This window comes from Acinetobacter sp. C13, assembly GCF_016809775.1.
Classification (GTDB): domain Bacteria; phylum Pseudomonadota; class Gammaproteobacteria; order Pseudomonadales; family Moraxellaceae; genus Acinetobacter; species Acinetobacter pittii.
This window is the reverse complement of record NZ_JAFBJL010000002.1, coordinates 398,256-422,803: the sequence shown is the minus strand read 5'-3', so window position 1 is coordinate 422,803 and position 24,548 is coordinate 398,256. Positions and strand designations below refer to the sequence as shown.

Sequence of the window (24,548 nt, the reverse complement as noted above, 5' to 3'; positions counted from 1 at the left end):
TATAAATTTTAGGAGAAATCAAATGGCCTTTTCATGGACATGCCCTTACTGCAACCAAAATGCGACAATTACAGATTCAAATATTTCTAGATTCTTAAATAAGTTTAACAATAATAATAAATATGGTTTGGTTGGAATTGAAATAGAGTCAATTACTTGCCCAAATCTATTGTGTAAAGAGTCAAAAATCACCGCAAGGCTTGCTCCTTTGTCAGGAAATTATAATATTCCAACCCTAGGAAAAACTATTATTTCATGGAACTTAAAGCCAAATTCATCAGCTAAAACATTTTCTGATTATATTCCCAAAGCCGTTTTAGATGATTATAACGAAGCATGTTTAATTCGTGATCTCAGTCCAAAGGCATCTGCAACTTTATCAAGAAGATGCTTACAAGGCATGATTCGAGATTATTGGGGTGTATCTAAAAATACCTTAAATGAAGAAATAAAGGCTATTAAAGATCGAATCGACCCTATTATTTGGCAAGCAATTGATGCTGTCAGAAAAATTGGAAACATTGGTGCTCACATGGAAAAAGACATTAATTTTATTATTGATGTTGAACCAAATGAAGCCCAAATGCTGATTGGTTTAATCGAAATGCTATTAAAAGAGTGGTACATAGCTCGATATGAACGCCAAAAACAATTAGAAGATTTAATTGGATTAGATGTGATTAAATCTGAACAAAAAAATATTCCTAAATTGGTGAATGAATAATGAAACTCGCAGAAGCACTTTTACTTCGAAGCGATCAACAAAAAAAGCTCGCTTCGTTAAAACAACGAATTAATGCCAATGTATTGGTACAAGAAGGTGATGAACCTAGTGAAGATCCAAATGAGCTCATCAAACAAGTATTCGCTTTAACTCAGGAAAGCAATCAATTGATTTGTCGTATTCATTTGACCAATGCACAAGCAAAACTGGAAGATGGCAAAGTATTGTTGTCCCTATTAAGCTTGCGCGGTAGTTATGCTGAACAGCATAAGATTTTAATAGATGCGATTGCCAATACACATCGAGAACCTGATCGTTATAGCTCACGTGAAATTAAGTGGAAGAAAGTCATTCCTGTTTATAGCTTACAAAAGCAGGCGGATGATATCAGTGCGAAACTCCGTGACTTAAACGTTAAAATTCAGGCTGCTAACTGGCAAATTGATCTAATCAATTAAACAATAGATTTTGTGAAATTATTTTCACAATCAAAGTTTGGGCATACTGGGCGAGTACAAGATCCTGCATTACTCCGATCTGAGGGATTGAAAATAATTCAGGCGGCTATGGCAGCATGTGAGCCGTGCATCGATATTCACTTATCAGGCTCAGCACTATGCACCTAGTAAACCTTTGTCGAAAACAAAGTCACACATTACTTCGCATTACCATGTACTGGCAGTATGTTCATTTAATTAGAAAATAAGGAAAATAGAAGTGAAGACAGTTTTGGCAAATATGCCCAAAACCATCCAAATTGATGGTTCACAAGGTGAAGGTGGTGGACAGATTTTAAGAACTGCCCTTGCCCTTTCAATGATTACAAGCCAACCGTTTGAATTAATTAATATACGTGCAGGACGTAAAAAACCAGGGTTAATGCGTCAACATTTGGTTTGTGTACAAGCATCTCAACAAATTAGCCAAGCTTATGTAGAGGGTGCTGAATTACATAGCCAACGTTTATATTTCGCACCTCAGCATGTTCAAAGTGGTAAATATCAATTTCAAATCGGTTCAGCGGGTAGTACAACACTGGTTTTACAAACGCTTCTACCTGTTTTGTTATTACAAAATGAAGCTACCGAACTCACCATTTCAGGGGGTACACATAACCCACTTGCACCAACAGCAGATTTTATTGAACACTGCTTTTTACCTGCTCTAGCTCAAATTGGAATTAACGTAGATTTTAAATTAAGTAAAGCCGGCTTCTTTCCAATTGGTGCAGGTGAAATTCAGGTTACCGTTCAACCATGGCAACATCGAAACAAGCTAAATTTATTAGATCGCGGTACTTTGCAAAGTAATGAGGCCTTTGCAGCTGTATTAAATCTTTCAGAAGAAGCACAGATAGCACAACGTGAATTAACCACATTAAGTAAAAAACTAAACTTAAGCTCTCAGCAGCAATTTCATTTAAATGGAATTAGCCAAGGCAATACAGTCTATGTGAAAGTTGCTCATCAATATCACACTCAACTGTTTACAGCTTTAGGTGAGATGCGCAAAAGTGCAGAGCAAATAGCTGATCATTTAGCAAAAGATGTAAATCTATATTTATCTTCGCAGGCTGTTGTAGATGAGTATTTGGCAGATCAATTGCTTCTACCTTTAGCTTTAGGTCAAGGTGGTGAGTTCACCGCACAATGTATTAGCGAACACACTCGTACACAAGCAGCCATGATTGAAAAATTTATTGATTGTGAAATCGAGTTTGTCGAGTTAAATCCACATCATTTTCATGTAAAAGTTAAAGTTTAAGAAGCTCACAATTGAGCTTCTTATTTGTAAAAACTACTCTACAGATGCTAAAGCAGTTACCAATAGCTTCCAGCATTTCTCTACAGTATCAACTTTAACTCGTTCACCTGGTGCATGTGCACCTTGAATATCAGGCCCAAACGAAACCATCTGTAAATGTGGGTAATGTTCAGCAATAATCCCACACTCCAAGCCTGCATGAATCACTTTAAGATTTGGCTCAATATTAAATGCATTTTGATAGGCTTGTTGTAAGCACTTTAGAGCAGCCGAATCTGGATTTGGTGTCCAACCTGAAACTAACGGCGTAAGTGTAGAGCCGATATTAAATTGACTGAAATGTTTTTGAATTTTTTCTGCAAAGTCTTGAGCTTCTTGATTCACCATTGAACGAACCATTAAGACAGCTTTTCCGCCTTCTCTATTTAGTCTCACCACTCCAATATTATTTGAAGTCTCAACTACATCTGATAGAACCTGACTCATACTTGCAACGCCATAAGGACTTATTGCTAAAGCTTGCAACCATTCATTTTGCTGTTGTTGAGCAATCACTTCGATCACTTCAGCACTATTAGGCTGAATAGTTAATTGCAGATTGTCATCAATACCTTGTAGCTGTTTTTTCCATGCTGTTTGATATTCAGCGAGTAATTTTTCTAATTCAGGCAATTGGTTAGATGAAATGGCAATGGTTGCTACAGCTTCGCGAGGTAAAGCATTACGAGCTGTACCACCTATAAACTCAACAAGTCGTCCACCAAGCTTCGCTAAATGCTGATTTAAAAAACGGGCCAGAATAACGTTGGCATTACCACGTCCTAAATGGATATCTACGCCAGAGTGGCCACCTTTAAGACCAGCCACCTGAATATTAACAATATTCAAATTTTCAGGAATTGGTTCATAATTAAGCGGTTGCTCAACTTCAACATCAATACTACCAGCACATCCGAGATACAACTCGCCCCACTCTTCTGTATCAATATTAAATAGCCACTTCCCTTTTAGTACACCTGCCTGTAAAAGTCGCGCACCACTCATCCCTGCTTCTTCATCAACTGTTAGAAGAACTTCAATTGGCCCATGAGCAATATCATTTGAGTCTAAAACTGCCAAAGCTAATGCTACCCCAATGCCATTATCAGCACCTAAAGTAGTATCTTTAGCAATTAACCAGCCATCTTCGAGGACTGGCTGGATCGGGTCTTTAAAGAAGTCATGTACTGTGCCAGTATTGGCTTGAGTGACCATATCTAGATGGCCTTGCAGAATAACGCCAGATACATGTTCTTTACCCAGAGTCGCATTCTTACGAATAATCAAATTCCCCACTTTATCTACGTAAGTTTCTAAATTCCGACTTTCAGCCCAGTTTTGTAAAAACTCACGAAGTTGCTGTTCATGCTTCGATGGACGAGGAATAGTGCAAAGTGTTTGAAAATGCTGCCAAACCACTTGAGGAGATAACGCTGCAATATCAACTTGTGTCATGAAAACCACACTCTAATTATGTAAATATCTTAATAATTTCAATATACACAATGCATTAAAGATAGGTAGGGATTTCGGGAAAGATTTTGTATTTTTATATTTAATCTAAAGAGATTGTACGACTTTTCTAAAAAGCCGTACTTCATGAATAACTCTTAACAGCCGTGCGCTTAGTTTTTCCATTCAAATGCTGAAAAGCTATGATCAGCTTTCAAACTATTTTCAACGGCCTGTGCAAGCTGGCGAATAATGCTTTGTGTTTCAATTTTCTCAAACCAGTCTTGTTCTTCATCTGGATTGGCAGAAATTTCACACATCAGGTGTCCATCATGGTCTGTTTTTTGACAAGTAATAGACAAAGGTAAAAGATGATTATCAATACTCACTTCTACCTTTTCATGTTCATGCACAATGTGCTGCGCATCAAAACCGTAATGCCCCAATTGCTTAAATAGTAAAGCCGCTACATATTCTTGAGTGATATGGCATTCATTTGGTGGATGATCAAGCACCCCATGTTGTGGGCAACTGGCAATAAATTGTAATTTTTTCATCCTTTGTCCTAACACTATTATCATTATCTGCACTTAGCATAAGCAATAAATAAACAGCAGCCAAGCCTTTAGCCCGCTGCTGCCGTTGCTATTGTGTTAGCAATTATAAAATGTGTCAGGTCAAAAGTTATTGGCTAACTTCGATTGTTAAGCCTGCACGATTCGCCAACTCAGTGAAAGTCGGGAAGCTTGTCGCCACAGTTTCAGTACCATGAATTGTAATCGGACCAGAATTACGAAGACCTGCCATACTAAAACTCATAGCAATACGGTGGTCATGATGTGATTCAATTTCGCCGCCAGCAAAGATTGGTGACCAATCGCCAGATTTGCCTTTACCTTCGATAATGATGCCATCATCAGTTGGCGTACAGTCAATACCCATGATTTTTAAGCCATCAGCCATAACCTGAATACGGTCAGACTCTTTCACACGAAGTTCTGCCGCACCAGTTAATACTGTTTGGCCTTCGGCACAAGCTGCTGCAATAAATAAAGCTGGGAATTCATCAATTGCTAAAGGAACTTGGTCTTCCGGCATATGAATGCCTTTAAGTGTGCGTGAACCTTTAATATGAATATCAGCAATCGGTTCGCCACCGGCAATACGTTCATTTTCAACAGTCAGGTCAGCACCCATCTGTTTTAAAATTTCAATTACGCCAGTACGTGTTGGGTTAATACCTACAGCTTCCAGAATAACATCAGAACCCTCAGTAATTGCGGCACCCACCATAAAGAAAGCAGCTGATGAAATATCTGATGGTACTTGAATGTCAGTACCCACTAATTTTCCACCACCAACAAGAGAAATTTTGTTGCCTTCGGTTTTAACATCATAACCAAATGCACGAAGCATGCGCTCTGTATGGTCACGAGTTGGTTCTGGCTCAGTTACCGAAGTTTCACCTTCAGCCCATAGGCCCGCAAGTAAAATACCCGACTTCACCTGAGCAGATGCCATTGGCAAGTCGTATTGAATGCCCTTTAATTGCTGGCTACCCGTAATGCTTACAGGTGGTGTACCTTTCTCACCTGTTGTCTGGATTTGCGCACCCATTAAACGCAATGGTTTAGCAATACGCTCCATTGGACGTTTAGAAAGTGATGCATCACCTGTCATCACTGAATCAAATTTTTGTGCTGATAACATACCTGAAAGCAAACGCATGCTCGTTCCAGAGTTACCCATATACAAGGCACTCGCTGGTGCTTTTAAACCATGCATGCCCACGCCATGAATGGTCACTTCACCATTTTTAGGGCCTTCAATGCTTACACCCATATCACGGAAAGCTTGTAAAGTTGCTAAAGCATCTTCACCTTCAAGGAAGCCAGTGACATGAGTCGTGCCTTCGGCAATAGCACCAAACATAATAGAGCGATGTGACACAGATTTGTCACCCGGTACGGTAAATTTACCTTTAAAAGCCTTATTTCCCGGTAAGATACTGAATTGCTGTGTCACCTTATTTTTCTCCATTAAAGGTTTTTTGGCTAACATATGATTGAAATGCTGACGTGCTGCCTGAGCATGACCGAGTAAACCCATTAATGCATGAGAGTCTTCGCTTTCAATCAACTGTCTAAGTACTGTAAGTTGCTTTTCGAAGCCATCTACAGCATCTAATATCGCTGTTTTATTGGCAAAGAAAATGTCATGCCACATTTGTGGATCACTAGCTGCAATCCGTGAAAAGTCACGAAAGCCACCTGCTGCATAGCGGAAAATATCAAGATTATCTTCACGATTCGCAAGTTGCTCAACCAAATTAAATGCCATCAAGTGCGGTAAATGACTTGTATGTGCTAAAACTTCATCATGCTTGGCAACGTCCATACAAATGACTTCAGCTTTAGCAGCAGACCAAAGTTGAATCAGTTTATCAACTGCCCATTCTGCACTTGTGGGTAACGGCGTTAAAATAACTTTGTGATTTGCAAATAAATCGACCTTACCTGCATGAACGCCCGTATGCTCACTACCAGCAATAGGATGTCCCGGCACAAAACCTGCTGGTAAATCTTCACCAAATACAGCTTTTGCTGCATCGACGACATTACCTTTTGTACTTCCTACATCAGTTACAATCGTAGTTTCTGTCAAATAAGGTTTAATTAGTTCAAGCACTTTTTGTGTCGCACGTACTGGCAAGGCTAAAACAACTAAATCTGCCCCTTTCACAGCCTCTACAGGATCAGAAAATCCTTCTTGTATTAAGCCAAGTGATTTTGCATCTTCTAAAGTTTTCTGTGAGCGTGTAGAAGCCACAATAGTTGTCGCCAACTTTTCAGCAACAATAACCCGTGCCAAACTCGACCCGATGAGTCCTAAACCAATAAATGCAACTTTTTTAAATAGGGGTTGTGACATAACTTCAACTTTGCTTTTGCTCAAAGTGATTTAAACCTTTGAGCAATTTGTTTTTAAGCATAATGACATGACCATCTTGATGCATGTCATTATTCCAACATGAGTAATTAGAGAACAGCAGCAGGATAAGAACCTAAAATACGAAGCTCTTTTACCATTGGACGAATATCATTAATTGCTGCTGCAACATTTTCTTGATCGATATGGCCTTCTAAATCAATAAAGAATACATAGGCCCATTTTTCAGGTAATGCTGGACGAGTCTCAATACTCGTTAAGCTAATATTATGTTTTGCAAACGGCGCTAAAATTTCTAATAAAGCACCAGCGCGGTCATGCGCTGAAATTAATAATGAAGTTTTGTCATTACCACTTTGTGGAATTTTTTCACGGCCAATGACTAAGAAACGAGTGGTATTTTCCGGATTATCTTCAATATTGCTATGTAAAATTTCAAGGTTATACATACCTGCTGCAATATCTGATGCAATCGCTGCTGAATGCCATTCGTTGCGAATACGACGTGCAGCTTCTGCATTTGAGTTTAAAGCAACACGTTCAACACCCGGATAATGCGCGTCTAACCATTGACGACATTGAGCTAAAGTCTGTTGGTGTGCATAAATCTGTTTAATACTGTCTTTACGTGTATTTTCAGAGACAAGGAATTGATGATGAATACGTAATTCAACTTCACCAATCACATTTAAATTCGATGTTTTAAAACAATCTAAAGTATGGTTCACAATACCTTCAGATGAGTTTTCAACTGGCACTACGCCGTAATGTGCACTACCTGCTTCTACTTCACGGAACACTTCATCAATTGTTGGTAATGGACGAACAACTGCATCTTTACCAAAGTGTTTAAGCACGGCAGATTGAGTAAAAGTCCCTTCCGGTCCTAAAAATGCAATACTTTGCGGAGCTTCTAAAGCAAGGCAAGCAGACATAATTTCACGGAACAAACGCGCCATGGTGACATCAGACAAAGGACCTTGGTTGCGCTCCATGACTTTGCGTAAAACTTGTGCTTCACGTTCAGGACGATAAAACAAAGGATTCTCTTCAGAAGCAAATTTAGCTTTAGCAACAGCTTCAGCAAGGCTTGCGCGGCGATTTAATAATTCTTGAATCTGTTGATCTACACTATCAATATCTTCACGAATTTGTTCTAAACTAAGAGAAGTCGTTTTGTTTTGATCATCGTTGATCATTAGAATGCAGCCTCAGTAAAATCATCTTTTAAACGAGAGTATAACAATAGTCTGCTTTGATTTGTTAGGCAATATAGCTGTAAGAGCTTTTTTCATTAACCTTTTTTCTTCCATTTCTTGATTACTTTATTTGATAATGATTTTCATTTATCATTTGTATAATAAATTTTATTATCGTCCATTATGCAAAGATCATTTTTCCTTTTATCTACTAGTTTTTTATTGAGTACTTTAATAAGCTGTTCTACCTTCGCCCAAACGCCTATACAAAATCAACCAAAAATCGTTTTTCAAAATAATCAGGCACAATTTCAAATTAAATCTAAAAATACAGGCCATGATTATCTTATTCAAATTTATAAACCACCTGTCGCTCCGCCCCAACATGGCTATCCAGTACTTTATATATTAGATGGAAATGCTACATTTCCAAGTGCTGCCAATATTGCTCAGTCGATTGGCGCAGGTTCTACCAAATTAGGACTAGATCCACTCATGATCGTAGCGGTTGGCTACCCTCAGCAAAAAACCTTTGATGTGCAAAAGCGTGCTTATGATTACACTCCAAAACCTTCTGCTGAATTTCAAGCACAAGGTAAATATAAATATGGCGGTGCTGATCAGTTTATTGCTTTTTTAAATAGCGAACTCAAGCCTACAATTGCAAAACAATTTCCGATTAATAGCCAACAACAAAGTCTTTATGGACATTCTTTTGGAGGTTTATTTGTGCTTTATCATTTTTTTCAAAAGCCAGATGCATTTCAGCGTTACTTTGCTGCAAGCCCTTCCCTCTGGTTTGACCAAGGCATGTTATTTCAGCAGTTAAATCATTGGCAAAGTCAGAAACCAAATCATTCCCCTTTACTCATGACCACAGTCGGTACACATGAGCAAGGCGGCCCTCGTACTCAACTTGATAATAAATTTAACGAAACAGATTTCTTTAAAGCCTTAGAAAATAAACGTTCAAACCAATTTAGTTATTGGCATTTTTATAACCCTGCTGAACAACACATTACAAATTTGTATGCGAGCTTACCTAAAGCGCTTATGTTTGCTTCATGTCAAAATTTAGAAAGCTGTAAATCTTTATTTGATGGGCCATTGCAGCAACCAGCCAAGTAAAAACATAATTACATTTAAAGATGATTATTTCGTTGTTCTTAAAGATACTCCTCTTAATGTATAGATTGGTTATACTGACCCAATATGTCATAACAACAGTAAAATAGAATGAATAAAATTATTGTTTTAAGCCTATTGGGTTTTACAACTTTTAGTTTAACGGCTTGTGGCGGTTGTCCAATAATTGCAGGTTGCAATGGTAGGGATAATTCTCCGTACTATATGACGACTGTCGGTAATCAAGTTCGTGGCATTCCAATCCCACCTCAAACCAAGCTGACATATCAGTCACAACATTTTAGGCAGAAATATGAGCAAACACATGCTTTAAAAGAGAAAAATTTATCAGGCATCTATTTACCACCAGATATAGCAATCATTTGGGGCGGTATGCCAGTAGATATGTTTATACAGTTTTCTAATCCCGAAATGAAAGGCTTCTCGGTCTATCCAGCACGAGGATTTAAAGCAGAATTATCAAATGAGTTTTTACGTTTATGGAAAAGCTGTGAAAGTGATTTAAACATTAACTTAAAGAATCCAAATGATTGGTCATTTAATCCTGAAAATATGAAAATAACGGGTTGTGGTGTCGTCTTTCAAGAACGTAGTAAATACACCGAAGATTCATTCCATCAAGATGAAGCAGATGAGTTTTTAAGAAAGATGAATCATGCATTACAGCAATTACCGAAACAACAAGACTATCCTGTCATTCAACAGAAGACCAAATAGTTAAAAACAAAACAGCCCATTTTAGAACAGGCTGTTTTTTCTCTGCCTAATTAAGCTTTGCCAATTAATCCACGCGCTACGATTTCTTTCATAATTTCATTTGTACCACCGTAAATACGTTGAATACGTGCATCTACAAAGAAACGTGAAATTGGATATTCAGTCATATAACCATAGCCACCAAAAAGTTGCAGCAAGTTGTCTGCGACTTTCATTTGCATATCCGTACTAAAACTTTTGAGTGCGGCTGCTGTTTCAACATCTAGCTTGCCTTCTTGATATAGAGCAACATTTCTCTCATAGAAAGCAGCTGTAGCAAGCTCATCAATTTTTGCTTGTGCTAAAACAAAACGAGTATTTTGGAACTGTGAAATAGGTTGACCAAATGCATGACGCTCTTTTACATAAGCAGTTGCCAAATCAATTGCACCACGAATAGCGCCAATTGCGGTAGATGCAATAGCTGTACGTTCTCGCGGTAACTCTTGCATTAAATAAGCAAAGCCTTGTCCAGCTTGACCGAGTAACTGGTTTTTAGGAACTTTAACATTGTCAAAAAATAGCTCAGATGTGTCTTGAGAATGCAGACCGATTTTGTCTAAATTTGTGCCTTTTTTAAAGCCTTCTAGATGCGTATCTGCCAATAATAATGACACGCCTTTTGCACGCGCTTGAGGATCAGTTTTTACTGCAAGCACCACAAGATCAGCATGTTGTCCATTTGAAATAAAGGTTTTTGAGCCATTTAATAAATAATGGTCATCTTGCAAAATGGCGCTAGTACGCATTGATTGTAAATCCGAACCCGCTCCAGGTTCAGTCATACCAATTGCACCAACTACTTCACCTGTTACCATTTTCGGCAACCAATATTGTTTTTGCTCTTCTGTGCCAATGTGTAAAATATATGGTGCAGCAATTTCAGAGTGGCAAGAAATCGCTGTTGATAATGCACAAAAACCAGCGCGTGCCGATTCTTCAACCAACATTAATGAATAATAGGTTGGCACACCATAACCACCGTATTCTTCTGGAACATCCACACATAAAAAGCCATTTTCGCCCAGTTGATTCCAGACAGAACGTGGCATGATTCCTTCGCGTTCCCATTGGTCATAATGTGGAGCAATATGCTCATTCATAAAACGTTTAAAATTATCACGGAATAATTCTAAATCTGCATCGTATGCCAACATAATATTTTCCTTCAGCTTTATTGTTTTATCTAATCTGATTGTTGTGCATGCTAATCATTTTTTAAGCTACTGTCATGACATAGCTGCTCATTAAAACTGTACTTTTCAGTCAGCCAATAAAAAAGGAAGCCAAAGCTTCCTTTTTTATATCGGTTTATTTGAATTAATCTAAACCTTCAGCGACTTGAGGAGTTTTTTGCTCCATCATTTTTCTGTCGACTTCATCTGGATTGTTTAAAGCATCATTTAGCTTATCTTTATCTAAAGCACCGACCCATTTTGCAACAACAATCGTTGCTAATGAGTTACCGACAAGGTTAGTTAATGCACGGGCTTCTGACATGAAACGGTCAATACCTAAAATCAATGCCAGACCTGCCACTGGAATATGTCCTACAGCAGATAAAGTTGCAGCCATAACAATAAAGCCAGAGCCTGTTACACCCGCAGCCCCCTTAGATGAAATTAAGAGTACCAACAACAAAGTAATCTGATGTTGAATATCAAGCTGTGTGTTTGTTGCCTGAGCAATAAAGATTGCAGCCATAGTCAAATAAATTGACGTACCATCAAGGTTAAATGAATAACCTGTTGGGATAACTAAACCAACTACAGATTTTTCACAACCTGCAATTTCAAGTTTACGTAACATGCGAGGCAAAACAGATTCAGAAGAAGATGTACCAAGTACAATTAATAACTCTTCACGAATCAGGCGAATCATCTTAAGGATACTGAATCCACTAATACGGCTGATTGTACCCAAAATTAAGAAGATAAAGAGTAAGCACGTAATATAGAAGCAGATAATGAGCTGCCCTAATTGTACGAGTGAACCAACGCCATATTTACCGATAGTAAATGCCATTGCACCGAATGCACCAATCGGAGCTAATTTCATGACCATATTCACAATGTTAAAGAACACATGTGCAACTTGATCAATAAATTTTAAAACTGGACGTCCCGCATCACCTAACTTATGTAAAGCAAAACCAAAGAGAATTGCAAAAAGAAGGACTTGTAAGATTTCACCATTTGCAAACGCACCAACCACCGTATCAGGGATGATGTGCATTAAGAAATCAATGGTAGATTGTGACTCACCAGAACTGACGTATTTTTGAATGCCCGAAGTATCGAGAGTGGTAGGGTCAACATTCATCCCTACACCCGGTTTAGCAATGTTAATTACAACAAGGCCAATTAGAAGTGCAATTGTTGAAACGATTTCAAAGTATAACAACGCAACGCCGCCAGTTTTTCCGACTGACTTCATGCTTTCCATGCCAGCAATACCGCTTACCACGGTACAGAAAATAACTGGAGCAATGATCATCTTGATCAAACGAATAAAGGCATCACCTAATGGCTTGAGTTTTTCACCTAACCCCGGAATATGCTGTTCGACACCATTGACAATTTGCGTTGAGCTTGGGGAAAAATGTCCTACCAAGATACCCGCAATAATCGCAATAATCACCTGAAAATAAAGTGATTTATAAATCGGTTTTTTAGCCATAACTTTACTTCAATCTATATTTCCAAGTCCGTTGGAAATACCAAAATGAAACGTCTATTCTTTACGAATACACAGCCCTAACCTTTCACATTAACACCGCAAAAGGGAAATGGTTTTTTGTGAACAAAAAACCTTCCTACTACCTCAATGAAAACAAAATCAATGTTTTCTAAAACAGGAGAATACCTGAAGTTTCTAACCACTTTGAGTAGCTCGAAATAACCTCTTACTTTTTCAATAAAAAGCTGAAGATATAGGAGAATCACATAAAATTATGATATGAGTGCTCAAAAAAGCACGGGAAAGTGTACTCGAATTAAATAACGATTCGATTAATTTTTTAGCTAATACGCATAAAAAACACTCAGGTAGCCTTAAGACTTTAGTATAAGAAACACTTTTGATATTTTTTCAGCAGCTTTTTATGTCATATTGATTAAATACTTGTGGACATTTCATTTTGAGCTGCCTACATCCCATCATTTTTATTGTTTTGAACTACGATGAATACTAAACGCAATATCTATAAAGATGCTGAACATCCCTTTGCTCAATATGTCCGTATTTTAGGTAAGGGGAAAACTGGATCTCGCTCTTTAAGTTATGAAGAAGCCTATCAAGCATTTACCATGATTTTAAAAGGTGAAGTGTTAGATGTGCAGCTAGGTGCATTTTTAATGCTACTTCGGGTTAAAGAAGAATCGATTGATGAACTTGCAGGGTTTGTGCAAGCGACTAAAGATCAGCTTCATTTTGAACCTTTAGATGTTGATTTAGATTGGTCATCTTATGCAGGTAAGCGAAAACACTATCCATGGTTTTTGTTAGCCGCTCTTACACTTGCCCAGCATGGCCATAAAATTGTTATGCATGGTGCGTCAGGTCATACGCTTAACCGTGTTTATACAGAGCAAGTCTTAGAATATCTTGGTTATCAAATTTGCCATTCTGAACAAGAAGTTCGTACACAATTAGCAGAGCAAAATTTTGCTTACTTACCACTAGACGTGATTTCACCAGTTTTAAGCGAATTGATATCTCTAAGAAATGTCATGGGATTGCGTTCACCTATTCATACTTTGGCCCGTTTAATTAATCCTTTTAACGCTAAGGCTACCTTACAAGCAATATTCCACCCTGCTTACAGAACTTCTCACCAACATAGCGCATTACGCTTAGGCTATCAAAATAGTGCCGTTATTAAAGGCGAAGGTGGTGAATTTGAACGAAACCCAGATGCTAAAACACTCATTTGCGGTATTAAAAATGGTGAGCTCTATGAACATGAGTTGCCAAAGCTCACACCTGAACGAAGCCCAATTGAAGAAGAATTAGATTTAGCAACGTTTAAAGCAGTATGGCTTGGTCAACAGCACCATGAATATGGAGAAATAGCCGTAACAGAAACCATCGGAATCGCGCTATATACGATGGGCGTTGTTGCTAGTTTTGAAGAAGCGATGCAAAAAGCAAAAGTGTTATGGGATACACGAAATTTAAGCAATCTTAATTCGTAGTTAACAAATGCTATCGTGAAGGTCGACATGAATGTCGACCGTATCACTGCGATACAGGAAGTATCGTCAGTGATACAGAGGATTTTTGGTTACTTTTGATCCTTCAAAAGTAATAAATACCTATATGCTATAACTTATGAAAAACATGCTATATAAGGCTGTATGGAATAACCAAAAATAATTTTTCTGTCTTATAAGTTTTAAACAAAACGAATCGGTTTAAACTCTGGTTCATGCTTGTGATGATCATCATCACACTCTTCACCTTCTTCTTTGGTACCACGGTCAATATACCCACTACGCTGATCTTCTGGTAAGTTCTTCAACTCCCAAGCGATTACAGCTTGCATACAAGTTTCACGCTGCTCTTTAGTTAAAACAACGCCGTTTGGCCATTTACCAATTTCTACTGCTGTTTTTAAACGCTCTACAATTTCAGGGTTTAAAACAGATAGCATTTGTTCAATATTCATGATTCATCTCTTTGAAAAGATTCAAAATCTTGGTTCCAACCAAGTTTGGTACGGCAGGCCATATAGAAATCATAACCTGGTGGATGCAATAAACTTAGTTTAAATGGGTGTTTACGGATGTGTAAACTGTCTCCAACATTGAGCGAGACACTATGTTGTCCATCTGCACTCACCATTGGTAATACCCGATTTTCGCGAATAACGATTTTAATTTCGCTTTGACCACCGACTACAATGGGACGTGATGACAATGTATGGGGATGCATTGGAACTAATGCAATAGCATCCATACTTGGATGTAAAATTGGACCACCACCTGACAATGCATAAGCCGTTGATCCGGTTGGAGTCGAAACAATTAAACCATCACTATGTTGGCGGTAAACATATTGACCATCAATATTAAGTTCGAAGTCAATCATGTGTACTGATTTACCCGAGTGCAAAACTACATCATTTAAGGCAATGGCGTCATAAATGACTTCACCATTTGTTCTTACTTCCATTTCAAGTAAGAAACGACGGTCAAGCTGGAAATGCCCTTGAAGTACTTGGTCAAGTTTGAAAATGGCTTCTGAAGGTTTGATATCAGTTAAAAAACCCAACCGCCCACGGTTGATACCAATAACAGGCGTATTGTAGCGAACTAAAGCTCTAGCAGCGTGGAGTAAAGAACCGTCACCTCCAACAACTATGACTAAATCAGCAACTTCACCCAATAAATGACGACTTACAATTTGTGCATGATCATAAGGCACTAATTCAGCAGTTTCCTGATCAAAAATGGGGTTTAAGCCTAGGTTCAACAAATGATCATGAATTAAACATAGTGTTTCTACTACTGATGATTTATCTGGTCGACCGATTAACCCGACGTTTCTGAAGGACTTATGTGAAATTTGCACGAATGAGTAAGCTCCGCTGCGATACTTGGCTATAATAACATTAACCTGATTAATTTAAAAAAACATAACAACAAGATGCTGTAAAATTCAATCTAAGTTTTCCAATTATTCACAGTTTTATCATTGCAAATTGATGACAAGCTATCGCATCATTACAGGCATTGTTAGGGTTTTATCTCATTTTTATGAAGTTTGAACGTGGTATCGGTTTCTTTGCACTAATCTTTTCCATTTTGGTCATTGGTGCTTTTATTGCTCTTAGTATCTATCTGATTCGTTTAGATAATATTATCCGTGAAAAATTTGAAGGACAACGGTGGGATATTCCCGCCAAAGTGTTTGCACGTCCTTTGGAAATTTATAATAACGCACCTATTACCCAAGCAAATTTCACTCAAGAATTAAAACTCTTGGGTTACAAAACTTCAAGTAATTATGACAAGTCTGGAACCTATGTTGCTCAGGGTAGCAATATGTATATCCACACGCGTGGTTTTGATTACGGCGACAGTGTTGAACCCGAACAAGTACTAGAGTTAAGTTTTGCAAATGACCAAGTTGCTGAAGTTCGAAGTACAAAACCTTCTTCAACGGGTGTTGCGCGACTAGAGCCACTTCTGATTGGGGGGATCTACCCTCAACATAATGAAGACCGTGTTCTCATTAAACTGAATAATGTCCCTAAACCACTTATTGAAGCTTTAATTTCAACAGAAGACCGTAATTTCTATCATCATCACGGTATTTCAATTCGTGGTACTGCCCGTGCATTAGTGAGTAATATCACAGGTGGTAAACGTCAAGGTGGTTCAACCCTGACTCAGCAATTGGTTAAAAACTTCTATCTCACACCTGAACGCACATTAAAACGTAAAGTTAATGAAGCATTAATGGCTTTACTCATTGAGCTGCATTACAGCAAAGATGAAATTTTAGAAGCCTACTTAAATGAAGTGAATCTAGGCCAAAATGGTAGCTACTCAATTAATGGCTATGGTTTGGCTTCTCAATTTTATTTTGGTTTACCTTTACGTGAGCTTAGCGTTGCACAACAAGCTTATTTAGTTGGTTTAGTGCAAGGCCCTTCTTTATATAATCCTTGGAAAAATCCTGAAGGTGCAAAAAAACGCCGCGATACCGTGTTAAATAACATGCGTGTAATGGGTTATTTAACTCAAGCAGAATACGAAGATGAAATTGCACGTCCTTTAAATGTGCTAAGCAAACCAAGTTTAGGTCCTGCAAAATTCCCTGACTTTTTAGATATCGTGCGTCGTCAATTACGCACAGAATATCAAGAAAGTGATTTAACTAATCAGGGCTTACGTATTTTTACGACTTTAGACCCAATTACTCAAACTCAAGTTCAAAATGCGTTTAAAGCTTCAGTAGACCGCTTAGCAAACAGCAACCCAGCCCGTTTGAAAAACTTACAGGGTGCGGTGCTCATTGCACATCCAGAAAACGGCGAGCTCGTTGCTGCTGTTGGTTCTACACAAGACTTTACTGGTTTTAACCGTGCTGTGGATGCAAAACGCCAAGTTGGTTCTTTATTAAAACCTGTGATTTATTTAAGTGCTATTGAATCTGGGCGTTACAACTGGGCAACCCAAATTGAAGATGCACCGATTAGTGTCCCTGTAGATGGTGGCAAAAGTTGGACACCTAAAAACTACAGTGGTGGCGGACATGGTGTAGTCAGCCTGAGTGAAGCTTTGGCAAATTCATATAACCTTTCTGCTGTGCGCTTGGGTCAAGAGTTTGGTTTATCAACATTTACCAACAACTTAAGAAAGTTTGGTGTTGAATCGACCATTCCTGCCTACCCTTCTATTTTCCTTGGGGCAGTCAATATGTCACCAATGGAGGTTCTTGGAATTTATGAGAACTTTGCTACAGGTGGCTTTAAATATCCGACTCGTGCGATTCGATCTGTCGTAGATGCCAATGGTCGCCTGCTTGACCGTTATGGCCTGAATGTTCAACAAACCATTGATCCATCTGTTGGTTATATCATGAATTATGGTCTACAACAGGTCATGTCTTCGGGTACTGGTCGCGCAGCTTATAACAGCTTGTCTCCAGCTTTAAAATTGGCGGGTAAATCAGGTACGACTAACGATACACGTGACTCATGGTTTGCGGGTTACTCAGGTAACCACGTTGCTGTAGTGTGGTTAGGTTTAGATGACAACAAAGTGACTGGATTAACAGGTTCATCTGGTGCATTGCCAGTATGGATTAATGTGATGAAACAATTACGTCAAACGCCTGTAAACCTACGCCAACCAGACACTGTACAGTGGCAGTGGATTGACCGTGCAACGGGTGATTTATCTGCTCAAGCTTGTGATGGTGCTATGTATATTCCGATGCTAACGCATACGGTTCCGCACCGTGCTACGCCATGTGGAGCACCTTATTATCAAGTTGATCCAACATATACGCCACAAAGTGATAACACAATTCCTGACACTCAGGATGATAATACCGACAGTTATATTCGTGAAAGTGAAAACCAGATGGAACAAGATCTGTCAAACAACTCACGGGTAATTTCAAGTGGTAGTTATAACAACTAAGCGTTAACAGGAAATTAGGATATGTTGAAGAAAGGTGTTTTTTATATTGGTGCTGTTCTTATGGTCGGCTGTACAACTCTGCCCGATCATTCTGACTCCAAAGAGAAAACACCTACTCCTCCAGTCAAAAAAACGGAAACTCCATCAGGTGTAAAAATTACACCTTATGATCACCCAGAAATTCAACGTAAAAATTTACAGGTGATTGTTCCTCAACAGAAAAAGCCTCAACATTTTACGGATGATGGCAGCCAGTTACCTGCATTTAAAGTTTTAATGCAAAAAACACAGCAGGCTTATAAAAACCAGCAATGGTCAGAGGCAGAGCGCTACGCACTTCAAGCACAGCGTTTAGCACCACAAGCGGCTGAGACTTATTTATTTCTTGCGCTTACGGCAAATCATAAACAGCAATATTCTAATGCTGAGTCTTTAGCAAGACGTGGTTTGAGTTTTGCCCAAAGTCAGCCAATGAAAAAGCAGCTATGGTTAGTCATCTTAAAAGCTGGGCAACAACGCAACAATCAAAAAACTGTTGAAGAAGCACAACAAGCATTAAAAGCCCTCTAGCTTTTAATGCTTTTTTATTTTCTTATTAGAAATTACGAATACCTGCTAAGCCATATGCACCATGCTGCTGTGCAGTGGCTAAATCATCAGGATGTACGCCTCCTAATGCAAAAACTGGAATCTGGCTATTTTGAGCGAGATCACTAAAACGTTCCCAACCTAATACAACAGCATCTGGATGAGTCTTTGTTGGTTTTACAGGACTAATAAAAACAGCATCGCAACCAATCTGCTGAGCTTGCTTTAAAGAAACGGCATCATGACAAGCAGCAATATAACGTACGCCCACTGTTAAATCGCCTTTATGCAAATTCATGAGTTGAGATTGTTTTAAATGAACGGTTTTAATCTGTTTTTGTAAATCAGGGCTTAATTGCTGCCAAATATCTACATTTACAATTAAATTTGATCGTTGCCCTTCATCTAAAGCAGTTAATCGCTCTATATACTGCGGCTCAAATTCTTCGATACGCCAATACAATAAAGCATCATTACTTTCTACCGTTGAAAGCGTATTGCTAATTTTGATGAGATGAGGCCAATAGAGTCGTTTTATGATGTTTTTATTGGCTTTAGGGAAGTTTAAATGAAGTAGCTGATCACGTGTGTACCATGCCCATGGCTGGTGAATAAGATTTAATAACTCATCAGGTACATAACTATGGAACAAATGAAGGTTGACGATAATGTCATCATATTCATGGTGAATATAATCAAACTGATACCAATCTTTTAAACCAATACCCACCTCTTCATAAATCTCACGGCGGCAGGCTTCTTCTGGTGTTTCACCTTGTTCAACCTTTCCACCAGGGAACTCATGCTTTCCACCTTGATGTTGCTGCTCTTCGCGCCATCCAACTAATATTTTTCCACGATGGATCAAGATTGCTATAGCGACATCGACTATTGGTTTGGGCATCTTTTTACTCTCTAAAACTTTTCTCAAGTGTAAGCAAATTTTATCATTTTATAAAATCTTAAAAATCTCATTGACAGATCTATTCGATAATGATTATCATTTAAATCGTTCAAGAACATACCACGGAGCACAACAAATGAACGCACCTTTTAGCTTATTTACCCGTAACAATGACACAGCTCACGCCTTACCAATGTTACATTCTAATAACCTCTTTGCATTAGGCCGTGAAATTCGCATTATGCATGCTGGCGAGGAATATCGTTTACGCCTCACTCGCAACAATCGCCTAATTTTAACTAAATAAAAAACATACTCGCGTTTCAATAATATTCGTGGGAAAACAAAAAATGGATAGCATGGGTAACCATGCTATTTTTTATGAAGGAAGAATAATCTCTGCCCTCAGACCACCTTGTTCAGCATGCATAAAACGTAACTTGCCATTATGCAATTCAATAATTTTTCGAGTAATTGAAATTCCTAACCCAGAACCTTGCTGCTGAGTACCAAGCACCCGAAAAAAACGCTGCCCTAACCGTAATAGCACTTCATCATCTACTCCATTTCCCGTGTCTTCAATAGACACCTTAATTTGCTGTTCATGCTGACTAATCTCAACATGAATAGAGCCTAGTGTCGGGCTATAACGAATGGCGTTATCAAATAAATTTCTAAAAGCAATAAACAGTAATTCTTCATTCGCATATGTTTTAGTTTCTGTCGATAAAGTATTGGTCTCTATCAACATCTGTTTAGCTTTCGCATCTAAATCTACAGTTTCAATCACTCTAGCCAGTAAGTAATTTAAATCGATAACTGTCTTAGGAAGTTCGGGCTGTTCAGCTTCATTAGGTTCTAAGCGGGCCAGAAGAAGTAAATTCTCAAGTATTTTTGTACTTCTAGAAACGTCTTCTTGTATGCGTTCAAAATCTTGATGAAGTTCAGGAAGATGTTGGTATTTACGCTGTAAAACCTGAAGACGCATTTGTATGGCAGATAACGGAGAACGTAGCTCATGCGAAGCATCCGCAGTAAAACGCTGTTCAGCAACGAGAGCTCTTTGCAGTCTTGCAAGCAATTGATTTAAAGCATCTATAACAGGTTGAATTTCTGTAATGACATCTGGCTCTTGAATCGGTTCTAAATTTGATGCAGTTTTTTGAGCAATTCGTCTAGAAAGTAAATTGAGTGCAGCCAATTGATGCTCGGTACGCCAACTTACAATGACCCATTGCAGTAGCCAGAACAACACCATAAGGCCGCTATATCCAGCAAGTGCTTTAAGTACCTCTTCAACACGTGTACTCATTGGTTGAAAAACTTCAACTTGTAGCTGAGAGTCTTCTTGTTGTGCAGCCAGACTACGCCATAATTGGCCATCAAACCAAAAATACGAAAAACCTTCTGATAAGTTACCTTGCTCAAAAAGTTCATGCTGATAGCTATGAGAATGGGTAAGTACTTGGCCTGTGTTTAATAACTCATATTGAATATCAAATTCATCACTCAACTCATCAAACTGTTTCATGGAGTGTTCAGAAAGATCTGAAACCAGCAAAGTATCTGAAATTTCATCCATAATTTCATCTTGCACTGACATGTTGTGATAGATAGAAAATATGGTGAGTAAGCTTAAAGCCAGTAATCCCACCACGATACTACTCCACATCGTAGTTTTAACCAGTTGCGACTGCAAAGATGAGCGATTCGATTTCATTTTAAATCTCCCATACGGTAGCCTAGCCCCCGTATGGTTTTAATACTGCTGCTTCCGATTTTTTTTCGAAGTTGATAAATAAATACTTCGATCGCGTTACTTTCAATTTCCTCGCCCCATGCATAAAGGGCTTCTTCTAATTGATCACGGGTAATAATATGCTCGGGATGCACCATAAGCTTACGCAATATTTGGAATTCTTTTGCCGTTAAATCGATAGACTTGCCAGCGCTTAATACAACTTTCGCTTGTGTATCAAGTTGTAGGTCACCCCATGTTAAAACCGATTGCTGACTCAAAGTTTGTTTGCGTAATTGAGCGCGGATGCGAGCCGATAATTCTTCTAAACTAAAAGGCTTAACCAAATAATCATTTGCACCTAAATCTAGCCCCTCTACCCGATCATGAATGCTGTCACGTGCAGTAATAAAAATAACAGGAACATTTTTTTGTTTATGGCGGATCGTTGTTAAAACCTTTTCACCAGCCAGTTGAGGCAGCCCCCGATCAAGTAAAATACAGTCATAATCATGCTGTTCGATTGCCGTAAGTGCATAATCACCTCTTTCGACCCAATCTACCTGATAACCGTCTAACTCTAACCATGATTGAATGCTTTCAGCTTGAGAGCGATCATCTTCTGCAAGCAAAATTCTCATCTATTTTTCCTGTTATATCCTGATTTGATCTTGCCAAGCCTTTGTAAAAAAAGCAAAGCCGCATGATTTAAATGCGGCTAAAAGTAGTAGATCTACAGACCTTATTCATTAGAACTGAACTTGGTCCACATCAATTTCTACGCGTTTTAAAGGTTTATAGTCAATGTCTACTTCACCAATTAAAGTCACATTTGTATTGGCTGAAATAGGGCGACCTTGCCAAAGTTCATCATCTACATCAATTGTAATGTTACCTGTCTTGTCACGGAATTGATATTTTTCATCACCTAAAGATTTTACAACCTGACCATGTAATTTGATCGGTGTATTATCTTTTGAGGTTAATGCCTGTTTTACTGTGGTGACAGTTGCCGGAGCAATTGCAGCTTGATTCACTGGTGTATTCGCCACAACTACGCCAGCAGCAGTCATACCAGCAGTCATCAACATTACTTTAAGCATATTCATATTATTACCCTCTGTTTATGGTTCCCTCTTGGGATAAAGCAATTAAATCAACCATAAATGAGGTGAATCTTAAGAAAAACTTAATTTAATGGTACAACCCTCAAGACCTCTTCTAATGTCGTAAGTCCTTCAATCACTTTACGGGCTCCTGCAATTCTTAAAGGTTCTATACCTTCTTTTTTAGTTTGAGTTCTTAAATCATTTAATACCCCATGACTACTAATAAGGTGTTTAAGCTCAAGACTGACTGGCATAAATTCGTAAATACCGACTCGCCCTTTATAGCCTGTATGACGACATTCTTCACAGCCTACTGCCTGATAAACTGTTTCAGGCATTTCCATAATGTAGTCAAAGGTTAGGTGTTGCCATTCATCCTCATTAATGTGAGTTTTTTGCTTACAGTGGGGGCAAAGCTGCCGTACTAAACGCTGTGCGAGCACACCTAAAATGGTTGCGGCTGTCAGAAATGGCTGTACACCTAAATCATGCAAACGGGTCAAACTAGACGGTGCGTCATTGGTATGTAAAGTTGATAGTACCAAATGACCTGTTAATGCTGCCTGAATGGCCATATTCGCTGTATCTTGATCACGAATTTCCCCAATCATAATAATGTCGGGGTCTTGTCGCATCAGTGCACGTACACCGTCTGCAAAACCCAATTCAATTGCGTTATTGACCTGCATTTGGTTAAAACTAGGCTCTAGCATTTCAATCGGGTCTTCAATAGTACAGACATTGACTTGATCAGTTGCAAGTTGCTTTAAAGAAGAATATAGCGTGGTCGTTTTACCGGAGCCTGTGGGACCCGTGACTAAAATAATACCGTGACTATTTTGTGTAATACGCTGCCATTGTTGCAGCAATGACTGATCAAAACCCAACTGCTGAAAAGAACGCACCAACACATCAGGATCGAAAATACGCATAACCAGTTTTTCACCAAATGCTGTTGGTAAGGTTGATAAACGTAATTCGGTTTCTTGCCCTTTTGGTGTACGTGTTTTTAAGCGACCATCTTGTGGTTTACGCTTTTCCGCTACATTCAAACGCCCTAAAATTTTAATTCGAGAAATCACGGCGGTCAGTGTATTTGAAGGCATGTTATAAATGGTGTGTAAAACGCCATCAATACGGAACCTGACTTTACCGTTATCTTTGCGCGGCTCCATGTGAATGTCACTGGCACTCTGCTCAAATGCAAACTGTAAAATCCAGTCGACCAATTTCACAATATGCTGATCATTCGCATCTGGGTTTTGACTATCGCCAAGCTGCAAAAGTGCTTCAACATTTTTAGTGTCGCGGTCATGAGCCGCATCTTTTTGAGCCGAGTTTACCGCGCGACTTACCTGATAATATTCTCGCAAATAACGCTGTAACTGTTCGGGATTAAGCAGTACCCGTTCAATTTTTTTAGGTGCTAGACTTCGTTCGAGATTATTGAGCCAATCTGTTTGAAAGGGCTGATCTGTTCCTATCACGATTCGGTCAGCATGAATTTCAACAGCTAAAATATGATTGCGAATCGCAAACTCTTGTGACATGACCTGCGTTAAAGCGCTGACATCTGCCTTTAAAGGATCTATTACAAATAAAGGTAGCTGAACCCGATCTGCAAACCATAAACACAAGCGGTTTAAGCTCAAATGGGCATGTGTGTGTTGCTGATCTTTTAAATTAAAATGTGCGATCCACTGTAATGGATGCCACTTTAACTGGTCTTTTTGGCGGTGACTTGACTGTACCAATAATTTGTCTCGGTCTGTAATACGACCTTCTTGTAATAGTTGTTCTAGACACCAATACGTATCTATTTCTACTTGTGCATTCATGCATTGTCCCCAATATATTTTTATAATATAGCAGAGATGTTTTAGATTTAAATATCCTTCAACTTCAGTTAATTAAACCAATTCTCAACTTAATATTTTTTTGTGTTACAGGTCATATTTATAAAAATATTTTCTACCTAGTTTTGTCTAAAAAAGACACTATGCTCACTATAATAAAAAGCATAA

The 24,548-nt window shown here is 38.6% G+C and carries 22 protein-coding genes; 9 read left to right on the top strand and 13 right to left on the bottom strand.

Annotation, left to right across the window (positions count from 1 at the left end):
* Positions 1 to 22: 22 nt before the first annotated feature.
* From JGE69_RS07160 to rtcA, 3 genes are all read left to right on the top strand, one after another.
* Positions 23 to 724, top strand: coding sequence for a DUF4145 domain-containing protein (locus JGE69_RS07160; RefSeq protein ID WP_199112952.1), 702 nt, complete (start codon positions 23 to 25; stop codon positions 722 to 724).
* The gene (locus tag JGE69_RS07155; protein ID WP_199112954.1) at positions 724 to 1,182 is read left to right on the top strand and encodes a DIP1984 family protein; all 459 of its coding nucleotides are present in this window, start codon (positions 724 to 726) and stop codon (positions 1,180 to 1,182) included. The genes JGE69_RS07160 and JGE69_RS07155 overlap by 1 nt, the downstream gene beginning before the upstream one ends.
* A gap of 259 nt (positions 1,183 to 1,441) precedes the next feature.
* Complete coding sequence (gene rtcA / locus JGE69_RS07150) at positions 1,442 to 2,488, top strand: RNA 3'-terminal phosphate cyclase (protein WP_199112956.1); 1,047 nt, start codon at positions 1,442 to 1,444, stop codon at positions 2,486 to 2,488.
* Between the two features lie 33 nt (positions 2,489 to 2,521).
* On the opposite strand, the gene JGE69_RS07145 is transcribed toward rtcA, so the two are convergent.
* The 4 genes from JGE69_RS07145 to pheA all read right to left on the bottom strand — a co-directional run bounded on the left by JGE69_RS07145 (position 2,522) and on the right by pheA (position 8,127).
* Positions 2,522 to 3,982 (bottom strand): aminoacyl-histidine dipeptidase, encoded by a 1,461-nt coding sequence (locus JGE69_RS07145; RefSeq protein ID WP_199112958.1) that lies wholly within the window; start codon positions 3,980 to 3,982, stop codon positions 2,522 to 2,524.
* 170 nt (positions 3,983 to 4,152) lie between these two features.
* On the bottom strand, positions 4,153 to 4,536 hold the full coding sequence (locus JGE69_RS07140; protein WP_004791237.1) for a hypothetical protein: 384 nt from the start codon (positions 4,534 to 4,536) through the stop codon (positions 4,153 to 4,155).
* Positions 4,537 to 4,663: 127 nt separating this feature from the next.
* Positions 4,664 to 6,910 carry a bifunctional prephenate dehydrogenase/3-phosphoshikimate 1-carboxyvinyltransferase gene (locus tag JGE69_RS07135; protein ID WP_199112960.1) on the bottom strand — a complete coding sequence of 749 codons (2,247 nt, stop codon included), beginning with the start codon at positions 6,908 to 6,910 and terminating at the stop codon, positions 4,664 to 4,666.
* 107 nt (positions 6,911 to 7,017) lie between these two features.
* Complete coding sequence (gene pheA, locus JGE69_RS07130) at positions 7,018 to 8,127, bottom strand: prephenate dehydratase (protein WP_002049199.1); 1,110 nt, start codon at positions 8,125 to 8,127, stop codon at positions 7,018 to 7,020.
* A 183-nt stretch (positions 8,128 to 8,310) separates the two neighbouring features.
* On the opposite strand from pheA, the gene JGE69_RS07125 reads away from it, so the two are divergent.
* Together JGE69_RS07125 and JGE69_RS07120 are read left to right on the top strand one after the other, a co-directional pair.
* On the top strand, positions 8,311 to 9,255 hold the full coding sequence (locus JGE69_RS07125) for an alpha/beta hydrolase (RefSeq protein WP_199112961.1): 945 nt from the start codon (positions 8,311 to 8,313) through the stop codon (positions 9,253 to 9,255).
* 108 nt (positions 9,256 to 9,363) lie between these two features.
* Entirely contained in the window at positions 9,364 to 9,990 is a 627-nt protein-coding gene (locus JGE69_RS07120) for a hypothetical protein (protein WP_199112963.1), read from the top strand.
* Positions 9,991 to 10,040: 50 nt separating this feature from the next.
* Here JGE69_RS07120 and JGE69_RS07115 read toward each other — a convergent pair whose 3' ends face one another.
* Positions 10,041 to 11,186 (bottom strand): acyl-CoA dehydrogenase family protein, encoded by a 1,146-nt coding sequence (locus JGE69_RS07115; protein WP_017386519.1) that lies wholly within the window; start codon positions 11,184 to 11,186, stop codon positions 10,041 to 10,043.
* Between the two features lie 163 nt (positions 11,187 to 11,349).
* Complete coding sequence (locus tag JGE69_RS07110; protein WP_002118145.1) at positions 11,350 to 12,708, bottom strand: dicarboxylate/amino acid:cation symporter; 1,359 nt, start codon at positions 12,706 to 12,708, stop codon at positions 11,350 to 11,352.
* Positions 12,709 to 13,211: 503 nt separating this feature from the next.
* Here JGE69_RS07110 and JGE69_RS07105 point away from each other — a divergent pair.
* Positions 13,212 to 14,225, top strand: a complete 1,014-nt coding sequence (locus JGE69_RS07105; RefSeq protein ID WP_039758882.1) for a glycosyl transferase family protein — start codon at positions 13,212 to 13,214, stop codon at positions 14,223 to 14,225.
* A 200-nt stretch (positions 14,226 to 14,425) separates the two neighbouring features.
* Here the strand turns inward: JGE69_RS07105 and JGE69_RS07100 are convergent, their stop codons facing one another.
* Positions 14,426 to 14,698, bottom strand: a complete 273-nt coding sequence (locus JGE69_RS07100) for a YeaC family protein (protein WP_002118245.1) — start codon at positions 14,696 to 14,698, stop codon at positions 14,426 to 14,428.
* Positions 14,695 to 15,603 (bottom strand): NAD(+) kinase, encoded by a 909-nt coding sequence (locus JGE69_RS07095; protein WP_005073476.1) that lies wholly within the window; start codon positions 15,601 to 15,603, stop codon positions 14,695 to 14,697. The genes JGE69_RS07100 and JGE69_RS07095 overlap by 4 nt, the downstream gene beginning before the upstream one ends.
* 185 nt (positions 15,604 to 15,788) lie before the next feature.
* Between JGE69_RS07095 and mrcB the strand changes: the two genes are divergently transcribed.
* Entirely contained in the window at positions 15,789 to 18,185 is a 2,397-nt protein-coding gene (mrcB, locus tag JGE69_RS07090; protein WP_199112965.1) for a penicillin-binding protein 1B, read from the top strand.
* A gap of 21 nt (positions 18,186 to 18,206) precedes the next feature.
* The gene (locus tag JGE69_RS07085) at positions 18,207 to 18,755 is read left to right on the top strand and encodes a tetratricopeptide repeat protein (protein WP_199112967.1); all 549 of its coding nucleotides are present in this window, start codon (positions 18,207 to 18,209) and stop codon (positions 18,753 to 18,755) included.
* A gap of 25 nt (positions 18,756 to 18,780) precedes the next feature.
* Here JGE69_RS07085 and JGE69_RS07080 read toward each other — a convergent pair whose 3' ends face one another.
* The gene (locus tag JGE69_RS07080; RefSeq protein WP_199112969.1) at positions 18,781 to 19,677 is read right to left on the bottom strand and encodes an NUDIX domain-containing protein; all 897 of its coding nucleotides are present in this window, start codon (positions 19,675 to 19,677) and stop codon (positions 18,781 to 18,783) included.
* A gap of 136 nt (positions 19,678 to 19,813) precedes the next feature.
* Between JGE69_RS07080 and hemP the strand changes: the two genes are divergently transcribed.
* Positions 19,814 to 19,984 (top strand): hemin uptake protein HemP, encoded by a 171-nt coding sequence (gene hemP / locus JGE69_RS07075; protein WP_002118129.1) that lies wholly within the window; start codon positions 19,814 to 19,816, stop codon positions 19,982 to 19,984.
* A gap of 72 nt (positions 19,985 to 20,056) precedes the next feature.
* On the opposite strand, the gene JGE69_RS07070 is transcribed toward hemP, so the two are convergent.
* The 4 genes from JGE69_RS07070 to JGE69_RS07055 all read right to left on the bottom strand — a co-directional run bounded on the left by JGE69_RS07070 (position 20,057) and on the right by JGE69_RS07055 (position 24,362).
* The gene (locus JGE69_RS07070; RefSeq protein WP_063099225.1) at positions 20,057 to 21,397 is read right to left on the bottom strand and encodes a sensor histidine kinase; all 1,341 of its coding nucleotides are present in this window, start codon (positions 21,395 to 21,397) and stop codon (positions 20,057 to 20,059) included.
* The gene (locus JGE69_RS07065) at positions 21,394 to 22,056 is read right to left on the bottom strand and encodes a response regulator transcription factor (protein ID WP_002118246.1); all 663 of its coding nucleotides are present in this window, start codon (positions 22,054 to 22,056) and stop codon (positions 21,394 to 21,396) included. Before JGE69_RS07065 ends, JGE69_RS07070 begins: the two co-directional genes overlap by 4 nt.
* A gap of 108 nt (positions 22,057 to 22,164) precedes the next feature.
* Positions 22,165 to 22,524, bottom strand: coding sequence for a NirD/YgiW/YdeI family stress tolerance protein (locus tag JGE69_RS07060; protein WP_017398588.1), 360 nt, complete (start codon positions 22,522 to 22,524; stop codon positions 22,165 to 22,167).
* Positions 22,525 to 22,604: 80 nt separating this feature from the next.
* Positions 22,605 to 24,362, bottom strand: coding sequence for a GspE/PulE family protein (locus JGE69_RS07055; RefSeq protein ID WP_199112971.1), 1,758 nt, complete (start codon positions 24,360 to 24,362; stop codon positions 22,605 to 22,607).
* Between the last annotated feature and the right edge of the window lie 186 nt (positions 24,363 to 24,548).

Coding starts and splice junctions, on each gene's coding strand:
- JGE69_RS07160 (WP_199112952.1), top strand. CDS start 23: ATGGCCTTTTCATGGACATGCCCTTACTGCAACCAAAATGCGACAATT.
- JGE69_RS07155 (WP_199112954.1), top strand. CDS start 724: ATGAAACTCGCAGAAGCACTTTTACTTCGAAGCGATCAACAAAAAAAG.
- JGE69_RS07145 (WP_199112958.1), bottom strand. CDS start 3,982: ATGACACAAGTTGATATTGCAGCGTTATCTCCTCAAGTGGTTTGGCAG.
- JGE69_RS07140 (WP_004791237.1), bottom strand. CDS start 4,536: ATGAAAAAATTACAATTTATTGCCAGTTGCCCACAACATGGGGTGCTT.
- JGE69_RS07135 (WP_199112960.1), bottom strand. CDS start 6,910: ATGTCACAACCCCTATTTAAAAAAGTTGCATTTATTGGTTTAGGACTC.
- pheA (WP_002049199.1), bottom strand. CDS start 8,127: ATGATCAACGATGATCAAAACAAAACGACTTCTCTTAGTTTAGAACAA.
- JGE69_RS07125 (WP_199112961.1), top strand. CDS start 8,311: ATGCAAAGATCATTTTTCCTTTTATCTACTAGTTTTTTATTGAGTACT.
- JGE69_RS07120 (WP_199112963.1), top strand. CDS start 9,364: ATGAATAAAATTATTGTTTTAAGCCTATTGGGTTTTACAACTTTTAGT.
- JGE69_RS07115 (WP_017386519.1), bottom strand. CDS start 11,186: ATGTTGGCATACGATGCAGATTTAGAATTATTCCGTGATAATTTTAAA.
- JGE69_RS07110 (WP_002118145.1), bottom strand. CDS start 12,708: ATGGCTAAAAAACCGATTTATAAATCACTTTATTTTCAGGTGATTATT.
- JGE69_RS07105 (WP_039758882.1), top strand. CDS start 13,212: ATGAATACTAAACGCAATATCTATAAAGATGCTGAACATCCCTTTGCT.
- JGE69_RS07100 (WP_002118245.1), bottom strand. CDS start 14,698: ATGAATATTGAACAAATGCTATCTGTTTTAAACCCTGAAATTGTAGAG.
- mrcB (WP_199112965.1), top strand. CDS start 15,789: ATGAAGTTTGAACGTGGTATCGGTTTCTTTGCACTAATCTTTTCCATT.
- JGE69_RS07085 (WP_199112967.1), top strand. CDS start 18,207: ATGTTGAAGAAAGGTGTTTTTTATATTGGTGCTGTTCTTATGGTCGGC.
- JGE69_RS07080 (WP_199112969.1), bottom strand. CDS start 19,677: ATGCCCAAACCAATAGTCGATGTCGCTATAGCAATCTTGATCCATCGT.
- hemP (WP_002118129.1), top strand. CDS start 19,814: ATGAACGCACCTTTTAGCTTATTTACCCGTAACAATGACACAGCTCAC.
- JGE69_RS07070 (WP_063099225.1), bottom strand. CDS start 21,397: ATGAAATCGAATCGCTCATCTTTGCAGTCGCAACTGGTTAAAACTACG.
- JGE69_RS07065 (WP_002118246.1), bottom strand. CDS start 22,056: ATGAGAATTTTGCTTGCAGAAGATGATCGCTCTCAAGCTGAAAGCATT.
- JGE69_RS07060 (WP_017398588.1), bottom strand. CDS start 22,524: ATGAATATGCTTAAAGTAATGTTGATGACTGCTGGTATGACTGCTGCT.
- JGE69_RS07055 (WP_199112971.1), bottom strand. CDS start 24,362: ATGAATGCACAAGTAGAAATAGATACGTATTGGTGTCTAGAACAACTA.